Genomic DNA, 15,389 nt, shown 5'->3' with positions numbered 1-15,389 from the left:
AAGCATTCTCCCATGCGTATCGATATGATCCCTACCGGCGAAAACCCGCCCGAAAATATCAACGTTGTCATCGAAGTTCCAATCGGCGGTGAGCCGGTGAAGTATGAATTCGACAAGGCTTCCGGTGCTTTGTTTGTCGACCGCATCCTGCATACACCTATGCGCTATCCTGCAAATTATGGTTTCATACCGCATACCCTTTCACCTGATGGCGACGCGTTGGATGCCCTAGTCATCGCCCGATCGCCGTTTATGCCGGGTTGTGTTGTGCGCTGCCGTCCCATCGCTGTTTTGAATCTGGAAGATGAACATGGCGGTGATGAAAAATTGCTGTGCGTTCCGATTGATGCGACATTCCCATATTATCGCAACATTACCGAAAGCGATGATCTGCCTGAAATCGTGATGCAACAGATCGAGCATTTCTTCACGCATTACAAGGATCTCGAACCTGAAAAATGGGTCCGTGTCGGTAAATGGGGCGACGCAGATGAAGCGCGCCGTGTTCTGCTGGAAGCTATCCAACGCGAACAGGACAATAAAAAATGATGCGATGGGCCGGTCCGATTTTGGTGGTCATGATGCTGTCTGCGTGTGCCACGCCTGAAACGCGTGTTCGGACAGCATTGATGGACGCAGGGCTATCAAAGCCAATTGCATCCTGCATGGCCGATAGAATGGTGGACCGGCTCTCGCTTATTCAGCTTAACAAGCTATCGGGCTTGAAGAAATTGCGCGATAAGGATGTTCGCAAGCTATCGGTGGACGAATTTCTTAAACGGACGCGTTCGTTGCAGGACCCTGAAATTTTGGGCGTCGTCAGCTCGTCCGGTTTAATTTGTGCCGTTAAAGCTTAGGGTCAGGACCTAGCTAAAAAGTCTGGCCAGGCTCGCCAGCCACCCTGCATCCGCTTTGGCTGCACGCGGCGGCGCGAAATCAGCGCATTCCAGACAATGGGCCTGCACACCCTTTACACCCACCAGCATTTCAAGATCAGCCGCGACCCGCTGCAAGAACATGTGTTGCTGCCATGCGGCGTGTGCGAATATGTCGACAGGTGCGGACACACCGGCCCGTTTCGGCATTAATCCGCCCAACAATGCCCCGGCAAAGCTGGTTTGCGGTTCGATATATAAGGCATGCCATCCACCGGTTTCCAGCCCTGCTTTTTTCGCCGCTTCTGCCAGTGCCTCATCCATTCCACCAAAGCGATCCACCAAGCCAAGCTGCCGCGCCGTTCCGCCTGCCCAAACACGGCCTTGGCCAATGGCGTCGACCTGTTCCGGGGTTTTTTTACGCGCCGTTGCAACGCGGCTTATAAAATCACGATAGCCGTTTTCAATCGCGCTTTGTGCAACGCGGTCAAATTCTGAGCTGAATCCGCCCAGCACGTCGGGTTCACCCGATAATGCCGTGGTTTTTACACCGTCAGCAGTCACCCCAATTTTCGCAAGACCCGCTTTAGCACTGGGAATAACGCCAAAAATGCCAATCGAACCTGTAATCGTAGACGGTTCGGCAAAGATCACATCGGCTGGCAGCGAAACCCAATAACCGCCGCTTGCGGCCAAATTGGCCATCGACACAATTATGGGTATTTTCTTCGCCTTGACCGCTTCTATCGCAAGCCGGATTTTCTCGGATGCTGTCACAGATCCGCCCGGCGAATCCACCCGGACGACCAACGCTTTCAAATCTTTGTTGTCCAGCGCATCGTAAATCAGGCCGCTAATCGTGTCGCCGGCAGCGGTTCCTGGCCCGGCTTCTCCGTCGACGATGGTTCCAGCTATGGTTACGACGCCGATAGCTTCTCCCGCACTAGGCGGGCCATAACTTGCCAACAAGGCATCCATTGGTGTTGCCGCAAATCCCCCAGTGGATTTATTGTCATCGGCGCCGACCTTCGTCGCGATAAATTTGCCAAAGGCAACGCGATCTCCCAATTTGTCGACCAGCTTGTTAGCTATCGCCAATTGCGACATGTTGCCTTTGGCATTTTCCACTGAACCCGCCGGATCGGCTAGCATTCCGGCAAATTGGGCCTGCGGTCGCGCCTTGGCCACGTCGGTTTTCCATTGGCCCCAGATTTCATCATAGACCGCTTTAATCGCGACCTTCGATTCCGGTGATTGGTCGGACCGCATGTAAGGCTCAACCGCGCTTTTATATGTTCCCACGCGGTAGATATTGGCCTTGATGCCCAATTGGTCGAGCAAGCCCTTATAATAAGGTTGCGTCCCGCCGGGGCCGGTCAGCATTGCTCCCCCCAATGGATCCATCCAGATTTGCGTTGCGTGCGCCGCCAATAGATAGCTGTCATCCGAATAAGCCGTTGCAAACGCATAAACCGGCTTGCCTGCTTTTTTGACGCGCTCCAGACTGTCACCGATGGCCGAAAGGCTTGCCTGCCCGCCGCCCAGGAAACGGTCCATATCAAGCACAACTGCCTTGATACGCTTGTCCGTTTCGGCGATTTTTAGTGACCGGATGATATCGCGCTGCCTGATTTCTCCCACGGGAACAGATGTTGACGTAAGCGCAGTTAGCGGATCAATTTCGGCCGGTTGTTCAGATACTACTCCGTCGAACTTCAACCAAAGCGCCCCTTCCCTTACCATAGCAGGGTTCGGGCTGGCGCTCAGTACCGCGAACAGCGCTGCGAAAAACAGCAATAATAACATTAAAACCAGCAGGTCCTTGAGGCCTACAATCAATTTCCAGCTGATCCGCAAAAAAGTCATAAATTACCCTTTGATATACTCCACGCATGTAGGCGTTAAGCTTACAATTTAAAGCGCTCATTCGACCAACAGCTACGGATTTACAGAAAAGGGCCGCCGGAGAAACTCCAGCGGCCCTTAAACATGGGTCAGCGGTCGGATGTGCCGCTGCCGGAAGTTGCTTTCATGCCGTGACCGGCATCGCTGATTTAATCAGCGGCCGATCTCCCGAACGGAATGCCCGACCTCTTAACTGAACCATGAGACATCGGATCACCTCCTTTCGTTGAATGGAAATTGCTTGCATCAAACATTTTTCTGCCCTCCGCGACTCGATAAGTGAATCAAACAAAGTTTGGAAACAAGACTTGTATTTTATTTTTTTTCCGGCAAATATCGGGGTTCCGCTCAAAAACGATCAACCGCGGCAATCCTCGACAATTCGTGTTATTTCAGCCCATGATGGTATGGCTATGGATGGCTGCCCATCGACCTCAAGTGCAATGCGGCCACGGCTGAACGCCATGGCATCCAATATTGGATCTGTTGGCAGTATTTCAGTCGCCAGATAAGGCGGTGTTGCGCCGGTCGGGCTGCCTGCGAATTCTTTCATGGTTGAACTCGAGCGAACGACGATGCGACCAGCAGGACCCGCGCCAGCACGCGCCAGAAAGATCCGGCGTCGGGTAGTATCACAGCGCAGGGTAACTGTCGCATTCTGCCCCGCAGGCCCGAACAGCGCCAGCGATCCGCGGTCATCGCGCCGATAGACCCAATCCCCCGCAGCAAGCGGCCAATCGGGCCAGTCGCCCGCGGGGCGAGTCGGCTGTGCAGCAGGAACAACTGGCTTAGGCAGCGACACCGGCGCGGGTGCTGGGGCAGCAGGTGGCGGGGGTGGCGCACAAGCGGACAATGCGAGCAGACCAGCAAATAGGGCGTAATGCAACTTCATGGCCACAGCTTATGGCCAAAACCACTCCATTCCGCTAGCGCCCTGAGGCATGGCGATTAAAAAAATACGCTTGGACCAGCTTATCGTGGACCGCAATCTGGCGGAGAGCAAGACGCGTGCACAGGCACTCGTCATGGCTGGGCATGTTTTTATTGGCGACATGAAAGTGCAAAAGCCCGGACAGCAAGTCGCCGAAAACACGGAATTGACCGTCAAGGGGAGCGATCACCCCTGGGTATCGCGTGGCGGCATCAAATTGGCGCACGCCCTTGATGAATTTTCCATTTCCGTGGCGGATGCCGTGGCGATGGATGTCGGATCCTCTACTGGCGGATTTACAGATGTTCTTTTGGCCAACGGCGCGGCCAGGGTATATGCGGTTGACAGCGGAACCAACCAACTGGCCTGGAAACTGCGTCAGGACGAGCGCGTCATTGTGCATGAACAGACCAGTGCGCGGATTTTGACCGAAACCCATATTCCTGAAGCTATCGATATCATCGTGTGCGACGCAAGTTTTATCAGTCTGGCCAAAGTTCTCGAAACGCCTTTACGCTTTGCCCGAACAGGCGCGCAATTGGTCGCTTTAATCAAACCCCAGTTCGAAGCGGGACGCGGCGAAGTTGGGAAAGGTGGCGTCGTGCGCGACGAAGCCGTTCATCACCGCGTTTGTGACGAAGTGAAAGCGTGGTTGGTCGAAAAAAACTGGACTATTTGTGGCCTGACCACCAGCCCGATCACAGGGCCGCAAGGCAATGTCGAATTTCTAATCTGGGCGCAGAAGTGCTGACGCCTGTAATTTTCCGGGGAGCATGAAATGAAAAAACGTCGCGCATTCGCAGCATCCGTTGCTTTACTAGCCTTGGCACCGGTCAGCCAAAGTATCGCAGCCCCGGCAAAAATGGTAAAGTCCGAGGTGCCGTCGCAACTGCCGCGCAACGCAGCCCCTTTGCATTACAGCATCACCGTTACACCGAACGCAGAAAAGCTTAGCTTCGATGGAAATGTGCTGATCGAATTTGTCTTGAACGAAGACAGCGACAGCATAACGCTAAACGCCGCCGATATCGCAATCCGCAAGGTAACTGTCGCCAAGGGCCGCGCTGCTGCGATGGTGGCCACTTCGTCCATCGATGCCGCAGCACAGACCGCCACTATTGGCTTTGGTCGCAAGCTGGCTGCAGGTCGCTATTCGCTAAATATCGATTATTCCGGAAAAATCCTGCAACAGGCGAACGGCCTGTTCGCACTGGATTACAAAAACCCTGAAGGAATCGAAAAGCGCGCGCTTTTCACCCAGTTCGAAGCACCAGACGCCCGCCGTTTCGTGCCCAGCTGGGATGAACCAAATTACAAAGCAACCTTTGATTTGACCGCGACCGTCCCTGCCGAGCAAATGGCGGTTAGCAATATGCCGGTCGCCGCACGTCGCGATCTTGGTAACGGGCTAGCCGAAGTCCGCTTCGGCACGTCACCAAAAATGTCCACCTATCTGTTGTTTTTCGGGCTTGGCGAATTTGACCGTATCACAAAACAGGTCGGGCCAACCGAAGTCGGCGTTATTGTTGGTAAAGGAAACGGCCCCAAAGGCGAATACGCCCTCGACGCATCGGCAAAGCTGGTGGCCTATTATAACGATTATTTCGACACCCCCTATCCGCTTCCCAAATTGGACAATGTCGCCGGACCTGGACAAAGCCAGTTTTTCAGCGCGATGGAAAATTGGGGCGCGATTTTCACTTTTGAACGGGTGTTGTTGAATGACCCCAAAATTACCAGCGCCCGCACACGGCAGGGGATTTTCTCCACCGACGCGCATGAAATTGCCCACCAATGGTTCGGCAATCTTGTCACGATGGAATGGTGGGATGATCTTTGGCTAAATGAAGGTTTCGCCAGCTGGATGGAGAGCAAGGCGACGGCACATTTCAATCCTGACTGGCAGAGCGAACTGGGCCGCGTAAACGGCCGCGAAGGGGCGATGGGCCTCGATGCTTATGTGACAACCCATCCCGTCATCCAGAAAATCTCAACGGTCGAACAGACAAGCCAGGCATTCGATGCGATCGCCTACCAAAAGGGTGAGGCTGTCATCACCATGCTGGAAGCTTTCGCCGGCGAAAACGTCTGGCGCGATGGATTGCGGGCGTACATGAAGAAGCACGCTTATGCGAACACCCGCACCGATGATTTGTGGAACGCGGTCGAAGCGGCAGGCGCAAAGGGTCTGGTACAAATCGCGCACGACTTCACCAAGCAACCCGGCGTTCCGTTGATCGAGGTCGCGTCTGCAAAATGCGTAAATGGCTCGACGCAATTGACGTTATCGCAAAGCGAATTTTCGCGTGATCGCAAAGCGGAAACATCGGCCAAGCCCCAGCGCTGGAATGTTCCGGTTATTGCACAAGTTATCGGTCAAAAGCCTGGTAAGACCGTCGTGTCAAACGGCGCCGGTTCGTTGGTCGTTGAAGGCTGTGGTACAGTAATCGTCAACGCCGGACAAAGCGGCTATTACCGCGTATTGTATCAACCCGATATGATGGCGGCGCTACAGACAGATTTCGCCAAGCTGCCAGCAATCGATCAGCTGGGTTTGCTGAACGACGGCCAAAGTCTTGCCTTTAACGAATATCAGCCGGTGCGGACGGCGCTGAATCTGGTGGATGCGGTACCAGCGAGTGCAAGCCAGCGGATCATTGAGGACAATGTGTCCACTTATGGCTTTCTTTATGGTCTTTTCGAAAAGGATGCGCCGCGTCAGGCCCAGTTGTCGAAACTCTCCAGCGCTCTTTTCGGTCCCGCACTTGCCAAGCTCGGTATGAAAACGATTCCTTCGGACGCGATGCTGGATTCCAATTTGCGTAGTTCGCTTATCAGCACGCTGGGTTATATGGGTGATCCGGTCGTGGTAGCAGAAGCGAAGCGGCTTTTTGACGAACTGGATACAAATCCCGCGGCATTGGACGGTCCGCTTCGCACCACATGGTTGGGCGTTATCGCGCAAAATGCCGACCAGCAGGCTTGGGATAAACTACGCAAACTTGGTCAGAGTGCCGAAAGCCAATTGGTCAAATCGACCATGTACCGCCTGTTAGGTGCTGCCCGCGACCCGGCCTTGGCGAAACAGGCGCTTGCCCTTGCTTTGACAAAGGAACCCGGCCCAACCTTGAGTGCAAGCATCATTAACGGCGTTTCAGGTGACCATCCGGACCTCGCCGTCGATTTTGCACTCGCCAATCGTGAAGCGGTTGAAGCTTTGGTCGATACGTCATCAAAGTCGGAGTTTATTCCAGGGCTCGGTTATGGGTCAAACGATCCGGCGATGATTGATAAGTTGGATGGCTACGCCAAGGCATTTCTGTCCGCTGATTCACGCAAACCTGTCGACCAGGCGATCGCAGCGATCCAGACACGCATCAAGTCGCAACCACGGATCCGGAACGAAACTTCGGCATGGCTGGACCAAAAAGCCGGGCAGTGATTGAATATTTGGGGACAGTCCCTTTATCTTTTCGTCTTTGCGTGAAACCATACCTCTCCCCTTCAGGGGAGAGGATACGAAGCCTTGGCCGACAGGCCTAGGCGCAGTTGGAGAGGGGCTCGACGGCGAGGTGTGTGTGCCAACTCCCCCTCTCCACTTCGTCTAACGGCTAAAGCCGAAAGACTGCGTACCTCTCCCCTAAAGGAGAGAGGAGGTGGATAACTCAGCGCCCCGAGTTCAGTCCTTATACATGCCCTTAATCCGCGCGGCATAGCGTTCCCGAATGACATGGCGCCGGATTTTCATGCTCGGCGTCATTTCGCCATTTTCGATAGAAAATGGTTCATCGGTGAATTCGAATTGGCGCACTTTTTCGGTGACTGACAAATCCGCATTTACGCGGTCAACGGCCGCGCGCATCGCGGTGCGAAATTGTGGGCTGTCGTTCAGTTCGGCAAAATCGCATTTGATGTCCTGATCCCGGCAATATTCGAGCGTCCATTCGGGATCGGGAACGATAAGGCCGACGATATAAGGCCGCTTGTCCCCTGAAACCATCGCCTGCAGGATTTCGGGTTGCAGCGTCAACATCCCTTCGACCTTTTGCGGCGCGATATTATCGCCCTTGTCGTTGACGATCAGGTCTTTCTTGCGGTCGGTAATCGCAATCCGGCCCTTCTCATCAATATGACCGATATCTCCCGTGTGCAGCCAGCCGTCGATAATGACGCGATCCGTCTCGGTCTTGTTCCGCCAGTATCCGCGCATGACCAGAGGGCCGCGCACGAGGATTTCGCCATCTTCGGCAATTTTGACTTCGGTATTCTTCAGTGGCGGCCCGACGGTATCCATTTTCAAACCTACCTTGGGCCGGTTGCAGCTAATGACCGGACCCGATTCGGTCTGGCCATATCCCTGCAGCAAGGTGATGCCCAACGACTGGAAGAACACCCCGATATCGGGGTTCAGCGGTGCGCCGCCAGATACCATCGCCTTCATCCGGCCACCAAAGCGGGCCTTGATTTTGGGCTTGATCGTCCGCGACAACAGCACGCGCATGGGCGCATCGCGCAGCCGCTTCTTGCCCTTATAATCGCGCTCCCCAATGGTCAGCGCCTTGTCGAGAAGATAGTTAGGGAACTTGCCCTGCTTTTCGACCGCCTTAATCATCCGCTGGCGCAGAACTTCAAATAGCCGGGGAACAACGACCATGAGCGTCGGGCGCGTTTCTTCGATATTAGAGGCCAGCTTTTCCAGGCCTTCGGCGTAATAAATCTGCGCGCCCACGCCTATCGGTAGAAACTGTCCGCCGGAATGTTCATATGCGTGGCTTAGCGGAAGGAATGAGAGAAACACTTCTTCTTCGTCCAACCCGAAATCTTCGCGCAATACTGCCGCTGCGCCATCTGCGTTGTGCAATATAGCGCCATGCTGTTGCATCACGCCGCGCGGTGCACCTCCGGTACCACTGGTATAAATAATGCAGGCTAGATCGTCGCGCGTAACAGAGGCCATCGCCGCTTCAGTGGTGCGGACGTCGGCATCTGTGCCCTTTACCATGTCAGCCCAATTGTGGATCGACAATTGACCTTGCTGGGTTGATGGCAAAGGCTCCATCGCAATTATGAATTCCGCTACGGATGATCTTGTCGCGGCCGGCATCAGTGTTTTTGCAAGCTTGGCCGTGGAGACAATAACGGCCCTTGACGCGCTATTGTCCAATATATGTTGATGATCGCGTTCGGTATTGGTGATATATGTGGGAACTGTAATGCACCCGGCCGCCATGATACCCAAATCGGCGATGCACCATTCCGGCCGGTTTTCCGAAACCAGCATGACCCGATCACCCTTTTGTAAACCCATTTGTCTTAGGGATTTGGCGAAGGCGGCGACTTGCTGAGCGGTTTGCTTCCAGCTTAACGATTCCCAGGCACCGTCCTTTTTGCTCCAAAGAAAAGGTGCGTCGCCACGAAAACGCGCGCGCGCCAGAAACATCGACACCAGATTGGGGAAGCTGTCAAAATCATCAAATTGCTCGGCAGCCACAATTCTCTCCTTGGACTATGCAGGTCAGTCCTTATTGGAACTCGACCTGAACATTATTGCTAGCGCGACCGGCCTTGCGGCGCAATCAGGCTTTTGAAAAACCAGCACTCTACGGCGCCACTTTATGCAAGATCATCCACCACCGGCCAAAAGCGCAATTGCCGAAACTAGCGACCGGAAGTTCACGTAATTTAGTTTCAATTGTAACGAATAATGTTATTACAAGGGTGACAGGAGATTCACGTGACAGACAGCAATTCACCCCCCATCGCCGCCCCGGCCTCGCGCCGCAAGCCAAAGGCAGATATCGAGACCATAGGTGGGCGCAAGCTAAAGCCTGCGACATTAATGATGGGTCATGGATATGATCCTACTTTATCGGAAGGTTCGCTAAAGCCGCCGATTTTCCTCACTTCCACCTTCGCCTTTGAAAGCGCGGCGGCGGGAAAGAGGTTTTTTGAGCATATCACCGGCAAGCGCGAAGGCCCTGCTGAAGGCCTCGTTTATTCCCGCTTCAATGGCCCCAATCAGGAAATATTGGAAGACCGGCTAGCGGTCTGGGACGAGGCGGACGACAGTCTGGTTTTCTCCAGCGGCATGTCCGCTATCGCGACGATGCTGTTGGCGCTGGTCGGGCAAAATGACGTGATCGTCCATTCAGGTCCTCTCTATGCGGCGACCGAAACGCTGATTGCCCGCATCCTTTCGCGCTTTGGCGTGTCGTTCCTCGACTTTCCCGCAGGCGCGACCCGTGAGGCGATCGATGTCATGATGGACCGGGCCAAGGCATTGGCAGCGGAAAAGGGCGGCAAGGTGGCACTCGTCTATCTGGAAAGCCCCGCCAACCCGACTAATGCGCTGGTCGATGTCGAGGCGGTGCGTGCGTCGCGTGACGCGGCTTTTCCGGGCGACCAGAAACCCGCCATTGCCATCGACAACACCTTTTTGGGCCCTTTGTGGCAGCAACCGATCAAGCAGGGCGCCGAGCTGGTTGTCTATAGCCTGACGAAATATGCGGGCGGGCATTCCGATCTGGTAGCTGGCGGTGTTTCGGGCAATCAGGCACTAATCAACATCCTACGTCCGATGCGAAATGTTATCGGCACTATATGTGACCCCAACACCGCATGGATGTTGTTGCGAAGTCTGGAAACGTTGGAATTGCGGATGACCCGCGCGGGCGAGAATGCCGCGAAGGTCTGCGCCTTTCTGAAGGCGCACCCGAAGGTCGAAGGGCTGGGCTATCTCGGCATGATCGACGATCCGCGGCAGCAGGATATCTACAACCGACATTGCAGCGGTGCAGGCTCCACCTTCTCTCTGTTCATCCGTGGTGGTGAGACGGAGAGCTTCCGCTTCTTGGACGCGCTGAAAATCGCGAAGCTTGCGGTCAGCTTGGGCGGTACCGAGACGCTCGCCAGCCATCCGGCAGCAATGACGCATCTGTCCGTACCGCAGGAGCGCAAGGACGCGCTAGGCATCACCGACAATCTGGTGCGGATTTCGATCGGGATTGAAGACCCCGATGATTTGATCGCCGATTTCGATCAGGCGCTGGCGCTGGTTTAACGCCAGTCCAATATCGTCCACCCGTTGGCCTCGGCCATCTTGGTAAGCGGGCCGTGCGGGTTGGTGGCGAAAGGTTCGTCGGCGAAGCTGAGCAGCGGCGCGTCGGAGACATGGTCGGAATAGGCGCGGATATGACAGTCTTCGCGCTTTATGCCCTGCGTCTGCATCCACGCCTTGACGCGGTCGAGCTTCGCCGCGTCGTAGCAATTATGCCCGTCGATCCGCGCGAGCACATGGCCGCTGCTGTTGGTGGCAAGGTTGGTGGCGATCACATCGTCAAAGCCTAGCCTATGGGCGATCGCGTCGACATAAAGCCGGTAGGATGCGGTCGCCATGATATGGCGGTATCCGGCCGCCTTTTCCGCCGCGACGCGTTCGCGCAATTGCGGATAGACATTCCTGCCGACCACCAGATCGGCATGGCTTTCCAGATAGCGGGCGAATTTTTCCACCGGCACGCGGTGTCCGATCAACAACATCTGCGCGAACTGCTTCAACCGTGCGCGATTCCAGATCTTCAGCGCATAGAGTGCCAGGCCGAGAGGAAGCAGCGGGGCGAGGACCAATCGCCATGGCGACTTGTTCAATGCCATATGCAAAAGGAAGCCATTATAGGTCGCACGGCGAGTGACCGTTTTATCCATGTCATAAATGGCGAGCAGGGTTTTGGCAGGAGTCGTCATGCCGCGCCTACAGGCACAATCCGCAGGCAAATGTCTACAGGCTTGTGATAGTTCGGATTATGCGCCAGTTAAGGGGGCATGGCTGACGCTGGAGACTTTATACAGGAAACTCTACCCGATGGCGGCGCGATCATCCGCTTTTCGGGAAATCTCGCTATCGCATCGATTGGCGATCTGGATAGTCGTCTGCATGCCCTTTCCGATTCTGTCAGACAGATTGATATGGGCGATGTCATTCATATCGATACCGTTGGCGCATGGCTGGTATACCGCACCGCAAAACAAAGCGGGGCACAAATTGTCAACGCGCATAAGGATGCGGCCCGTCTGATCGAGGCGGTCAGTGGCGTTGACCAGTCAGAACCTGTTACGCCAGCGCGCAGATCAACGCTCGCGCATTTTCTCGGCGAAATTGGTGAGGGCGTGGTCGTCGCCTTTTCAACCCTTTTGCATTTTCTCGGCTTTGTGGGACAGGTCGTCAAAGCCTCCGCGATCCTGATACTACATCCGGGCCGTTTCCGTTGGCATTCGGTTGTGCAGCATTTCGACATGGTCGGGGTGCGCGCGCTCGGCATTATCGGGTTGATGAGCTTCCTGATCGGAATCGTCATCGCGCAACAAGGCGCGGTACAGTTGCGGCAGTTCGGGGCCGAAGTGTTTACGATTAACCTGATCGGACGGCTGACTTTCCGCGAGCTCGGTATATTGATGACCGCGATCATGGTCGCCGGCCGTTCCGGATCTGCCTTTGCGGCGCAGATCGGGACGATGAAAATCACCGAAGAGATTGACGCGATGCGAACCATCGGCGTCGTTCCGGCCGAAGCGCTGGTAGTGCCGCGCGTTATCGCGGCGGTAATCATGATGCCGTTGCTGGGCATTTATGCGTCGCTGATGGCGATCATCGGCGGCGGGCTGCTGTGCTGGATTGTTCTGGAAATACCGCCTGCCACCTTCATCATCCGGTTGCGCGAAGTGACGCCGATGACCGATTTCTGGATCGGCATGATCAAGGCGCCAGTGTTCGGGGCGATCATCGCAATGGCTGGCTGTTTCCAGGGGATGCAGGTGGAAGGCAACAGCGAACAGGTCGGCTTGAAAACCACCGCCGCTGTGGTGCAGGCCATTTTCCTCGTCATTGTGCTCGACGCTTTCTTCGCGGTGTTCTTCAGCGAAATCGGCTGGGACTAAGCGATGGCGGACGGCAACATCATTTCGGTGCAAGGGCTCTGCAACAGCTTTGGCGACCAGATCATCCATAAGGACCTCGACCTTGATGTCCGGCAGGGCGAAATTTTGGGCGTGGTCGGAGGATCGGGCACCGGCAAGTCTGTGCTGATGCGCGCGATCATCGGGCTGCAGGAGCCGACCGCAGGCGATATCCATGTGTTCGGCGAAGAGATGATCGGCAAGGAAGAGGATGAAGCGACCGACGTCCGCCGACGCTGGGGCGTATTGTTTCAAGGCGGCGCGCTGTTTTCGACGTTGACGGTGGCCGAAAATGTGCAGGTGCCGCTGCGCGAATTTTATCCTGATTTCAGTGCCGATCTATTGGAAGAGATAGCCCGTTACAAAATTCACTTGAGCGGCTTGCCGCCGGAATCGGCACATAAATATCCATCCGAGCTATCGGGCGGGATGCGGAAGCGGGCGGGATTGGCCCGTGCATTGGCGATGGACCCAGAATTACTTTTTCTTGATGAACCAACGGCTGGTCTTGACCCGATCGGCGCGGCCAATTTTGACAATCTGACGCGCAGCCTCAAAGAGACGCTTGGCCTAACGGTGTTCCTGATTACCCATGATCTTGATACGCTGTATGCAATATGCGACCGCGTTGCGGTCCTGGCCGACCACAAAGTGATCGGGATCGGCCCAATCGAGGATTTGCTGGCGACCGATCATCCATGGATCAAGGAATATTTCAGCGGCCCACGCGGGCGTGCTGCACGAAGGGGACATGCAAAGCGGGTCGACAAATAGGTCGTGGACAATCGGTTGCTAGGAAGGCCATAAGACGGGGCGATGGAAACAAAATCCAATTATGTAATTGTCGGTGCAGTCACTTTGCTGCTGCTCGCGCTGCTCGCCGGGTTCACCGTATGGCTTTCGCGTGCGGGCGAAGGTAGCAAGAAAGAATATGACATTTTCTTCCAGCAATCCGTCAATGGCTTGGCCAAGGGATCGGGTGTGTCCTTTTCCGGCGTTCCTGTAGGTGAAATCGAAAGCATCGAGCTTTGGGAACCCGACCCCGAATTCGTCCGGGTTCGCATAACGATTAGGGATGAAGTGCCGATTTTACTGGGCACGGTCGCGACCATCAATGGCGTCGGTTTTACCGGGGTTTCTGAAATACAACTTGATGGAGCCGTCAAAGGCGCACCTGCCCTTTTATGTCCCAAAGAAAACCCAAAATCCGCCTGTCCAACTGGTGTACCTGTGATCCCAACGAAGCCGGGTGCGCTGGGTGAATTGCTCAACAATGCACCGCTTTTGTTGGAGCGGTTGTCGACATTGACCGAACGGCTGACCAATATCCTGTCGGACAAGAACCAGCAGTCGATTGAACAAATTCTCGACAATGTCGAAAGCCTGTCGGGATCGCTGGCAACGCAGGCACCTGACTTGCGCGCGGCGGTGCAGGAATCACGCTTGACCTTGCAAAAGGCCGGCCTGGCGGCGGACGAATTGGCCAAGGTGGCAGGTTCTGCCAACCAGTTGCTCGACGGCGATGGCAAGCCGATAATGGCGGAATTACGCAAGACATTGCGCGCCGCCAATGGCAGCCTTGCTGCTTTGGAAACAACGCTGAACAACGCCAATCCAGCGATAGAAACGCTGAATACACAAACCTTGCCGGAGGTCACGCAACTCGCCCGTGACTTGCGCGAACTGTCGGTCTCGCTGAAATCCGTGACCGAGCGGGTTGACCAGAACGGCCTTGGCGGCGTCGTCAGCGCGCCCGCCCTGCCGGACTATAAGCCAGACAGCCGGAAACGGAATTGAGATGACCATGACCAAGATTTTGCGAAACACCCTTTGTATCGCCACCGCCGCTTTTGCCTTGTCCGCCTGCGTCAGTTTCGGCGGCAAGGCCCCGCCTTCGATGTTGGTGCTGACCTCGGATAGCAGCGTTGCGGGCGGAACGAGCAAAAGTGGTGCGTCGGGCGAAGCGTTGATCGTCCTGTTGCCCGAAACCCCACGCAAACTCGACTCGAACCGCGTTCCGGTGCAAGTCGACGACAGCAATATCGCCTATATAAAGGATGCGGTCTGGGCCGACAAACCTTCGCGTCTGATGCAGATGCTTTTGATGGAAAATATCGCGGCCAAGAGCAACCGGCTGGTGCTCAACGAAACCGATGCCGGTGGAAGGGCACAGCTTTATCTGTCTGGAAGCTTGCTGGAGTTCGGCCTTGATGAAGCATCCTCCGAAGCCGTGGTGGTCTATGATGCGGTCAAGATCAACCGTGGGCAGACGGTTGAAAAGAAACGCTTTGAATCGCGAAAACCGGTCACCGTCATCAACGCCCGCGAAGCCGGCCGCGCCCTCAACGCCGCCGCCAACGATGTGGCCGGACAGATCAGCGCGTGGGTCGGGTAGGAATATTGGTTCGCACGAAGACGTGAAGGCATGAAGATAAGGGGCTGTTTCCCTGATTTCCAAAATTGCCGTGCGCATGGTGGATAGGTTGTGCCCGTTTTTTCGTTAGAAGAAAGAAGGGGAAAAAGGGAAAAAGGAGGCGGCTGAACAAACGGCCGCTTTTGGTAAGCCGAGCAGTTTTCGGGAACGTCCGGAATGTTGTGATGGGGTGGACGCCCCCCGGCGGCATTTATGTGCCATGATGGAGGTGTTGAACACCATCTAAAGGAGGCGTCCGTGTCACAACTTACTACCATTGGTCTTGATATCGCAAAGAATGTTTTTCACGCGC

13 protein-coding genes are annotated in these 15,389 nt (G+C 55.3%); 9 read left to right on the top strand and 4 right to left on the bottom strand.

The window, feature by feature from the left end; all coding sequences use genetic code 11:
• The first annotated feature begins 12 nt into the window (after positions 1 to 12).
• Both ppa and ACEW72_RS12170 read left to right on the top strand, forming a co-directional pair.
• Complete coding sequence (gene ppa / locus ACEW72_RS12175) at positions 13 to 549, top strand: inorganic diphosphatase (RefSeq protein ID WP_373476654.1); 537 nt, start codon at positions 13 to 15, stop codon at positions 547 to 549.
• Positions 546 to 857: a hypothetical protein gene (locus tag ACEW72_RS12170; protein WP_373476653.1), complete on the top strand. Its 312-nt coding sequence runs from the start codon at positions 546 to 548 to the stop codon at positions 855 to 857. Before ppa ends, ACEW72_RS12170 begins: the two co-directional genes overlap by 4 nt.
• Positions 858 to 866: 9 nt before the next feature.
• Here the strand turns inward: ACEW72_RS12170 and sppA are convergent, their stop codons facing one another.
• Together sppA and ACEW72_RS12160 are read right to left on the bottom strand one after the other, a co-directional pair.
• On the bottom strand, positions 867 to 2,741 hold the full coding sequence (gene sppA, locus ACEW72_RS12165; RefSeq protein ID WP_373476652.1) for a signal peptide peptidase SppA: 1,875 nt from the start codon (positions 2,739 to 2,741) through the stop codon (positions 867 to 869).
• 397 nt (positions 2,742 to 3,138) lie between these two features.
• A complete protein-coding gene (locus tag ACEW72_RS12160; protein WP_373476651.1) occupies positions 3,139 to 3,672 on the bottom strand; it encodes a hypothetical protein in 534 nt (177 codons plus the stop codon).
• A 55-nt stretch (positions 3,673 to 3,727) separates the two neighbouring features.
• Between ACEW72_RS12160 and ACEW72_RS12155 the strand changes: the two genes are divergently transcribed.
• Both ACEW72_RS12155 and ACEW72_RS12150 read left to right on the top strand, forming a co-directional pair.
• Positions 3,728 to 4,462 carry a TlyA family RNA methyltransferase gene (locus ACEW72_RS12155; RefSeq protein ID WP_373476691.1) on the top strand — a complete coding sequence of 245 codons (735 nt, stop codon included), beginning with the start codon at positions 3,728 to 3,730 and terminating at the stop codon, positions 4,460 to 4,462.
• Positions 4,463 to 4,489: 27 nt separating this feature from the next.
• Entirely contained in the window at positions 4,490 to 7,153 is a 2,664-nt protein-coding gene (locus ACEW72_RS12150) for a M1 family metallopeptidase (protein ID WP_373476650.1), read from the top strand.
• A 237-nt stretch (positions 7,154 to 7,390) separates the two neighbouring features.
• On the opposite strand, the gene ACEW72_RS12145 is transcribed toward ACEW72_RS12150, so the two are convergent.
• On the bottom strand, positions 7,391 to 9,151 hold the full coding sequence (locus ACEW72_RS12145; protein WP_373476690.1) for a long-chain fatty acid--CoA ligase: 1,761 nt from the start codon (positions 9,149 to 9,151) through the stop codon (positions 7,391 to 7,393).
• A 318-nt stretch (positions 9,152 to 9,469) separates the two neighbouring features.
• Here ACEW72_RS12145 and ACEW72_RS12140 point away from each other — a divergent pair, with 318 nt between their 5' ends.
• Complete coding sequence (locus tag ACEW72_RS12140) at positions 9,470 to 10,771, top strand: cystathionine gamma-synthase family protein (RefSeq protein ID WP_373476689.1); 1,302 nt, start codon at positions 9,470 to 9,472, stop codon at positions 10,769 to 10,771.
• Here the strand turns inward: ACEW72_RS12140 and ACEW72_RS12135 are convergent.
• Positions 10,768 to 11,454, bottom strand: a complete 687-nt coding sequence (locus ACEW72_RS12135; protein ID WP_373476649.1) for an HAD family hydrolase — start codon at positions 11,452 to 11,454, stop codon at positions 10,768 to 10,770. The genes ACEW72_RS12140 and ACEW72_RS12135 overlap by 4 nt on opposite strands.
• Before the next feature lie 78 nt (positions 11,455 to 11,532).
• On the opposite strand from ACEW72_RS12135, the gene ACEW72_RS12130 reads away from it, so the two are divergent.
• From ACEW72_RS12130 to ACEW72_RS12115, 4 genes are read left to right on the top strand one after another with little or no spacing between them, the layout of a single operon-like run.
• The gene (locus tag ACEW72_RS12130; RefSeq protein WP_373476648.1) at positions 11,533 to 12,645 is read left to right on the top strand and encodes an MlaE family lipid ABC transporter permease subunit; all 1,113 of its coding nucleotides are present in this window, start codon (positions 11,533 to 11,535) and stop codon (positions 12,643 to 12,645) included.
• 3 nt (positions 12,646 to 12,648) lie between these two features.
• On the top strand, positions 12,649 to 13,437 hold the full coding sequence (locus ACEW72_RS12125) for an ABC transporter ATP-binding protein (protein ID WP_373476647.1): 789 nt from the start codon (positions 12,649 to 12,651) through the stop codon (positions 13,435 to 13,437).
• Between the two features lie 42 nt (positions 13,438 to 13,479).
• A complete protein-coding gene (locus ACEW72_RS12120; RefSeq protein ID WP_373476646.1) occupies positions 13,480 to 14,460 on the top strand; it encodes an MlaD family protein in 981 nt (326 codons plus the stop codon).
• A 1-nt stretch (position 14,461) separates the two neighbouring features.
• Positions 14,462 to 15,058, top strand: a complete 597-nt coding sequence (locus ACEW72_RS12115) for an ABC-type transport auxiliary lipoprotein family protein (protein ID WP_373476645.1) — start codon at positions 14,462 to 14,464, stop codon at positions 15,056 to 15,058.
• The last annotated feature ends 331 nt before the right edge of the window (positions 15,059 to 15,389 follow it).

This window comes from Sphingorhabdus sp., from assembly GCF_041737645.1.
Taxonomy (GTDB): domain Bacteria; phylum Pseudomonadota; class Alphaproteobacteria; order Sphingomonadales; family Sphingomonadaceae; genus Sphingorhabdus_B.
Note: the sequence above shows the minus strand (reverse complement) of the source record. Positions and strands in the feature narration are given on the sequence as shown.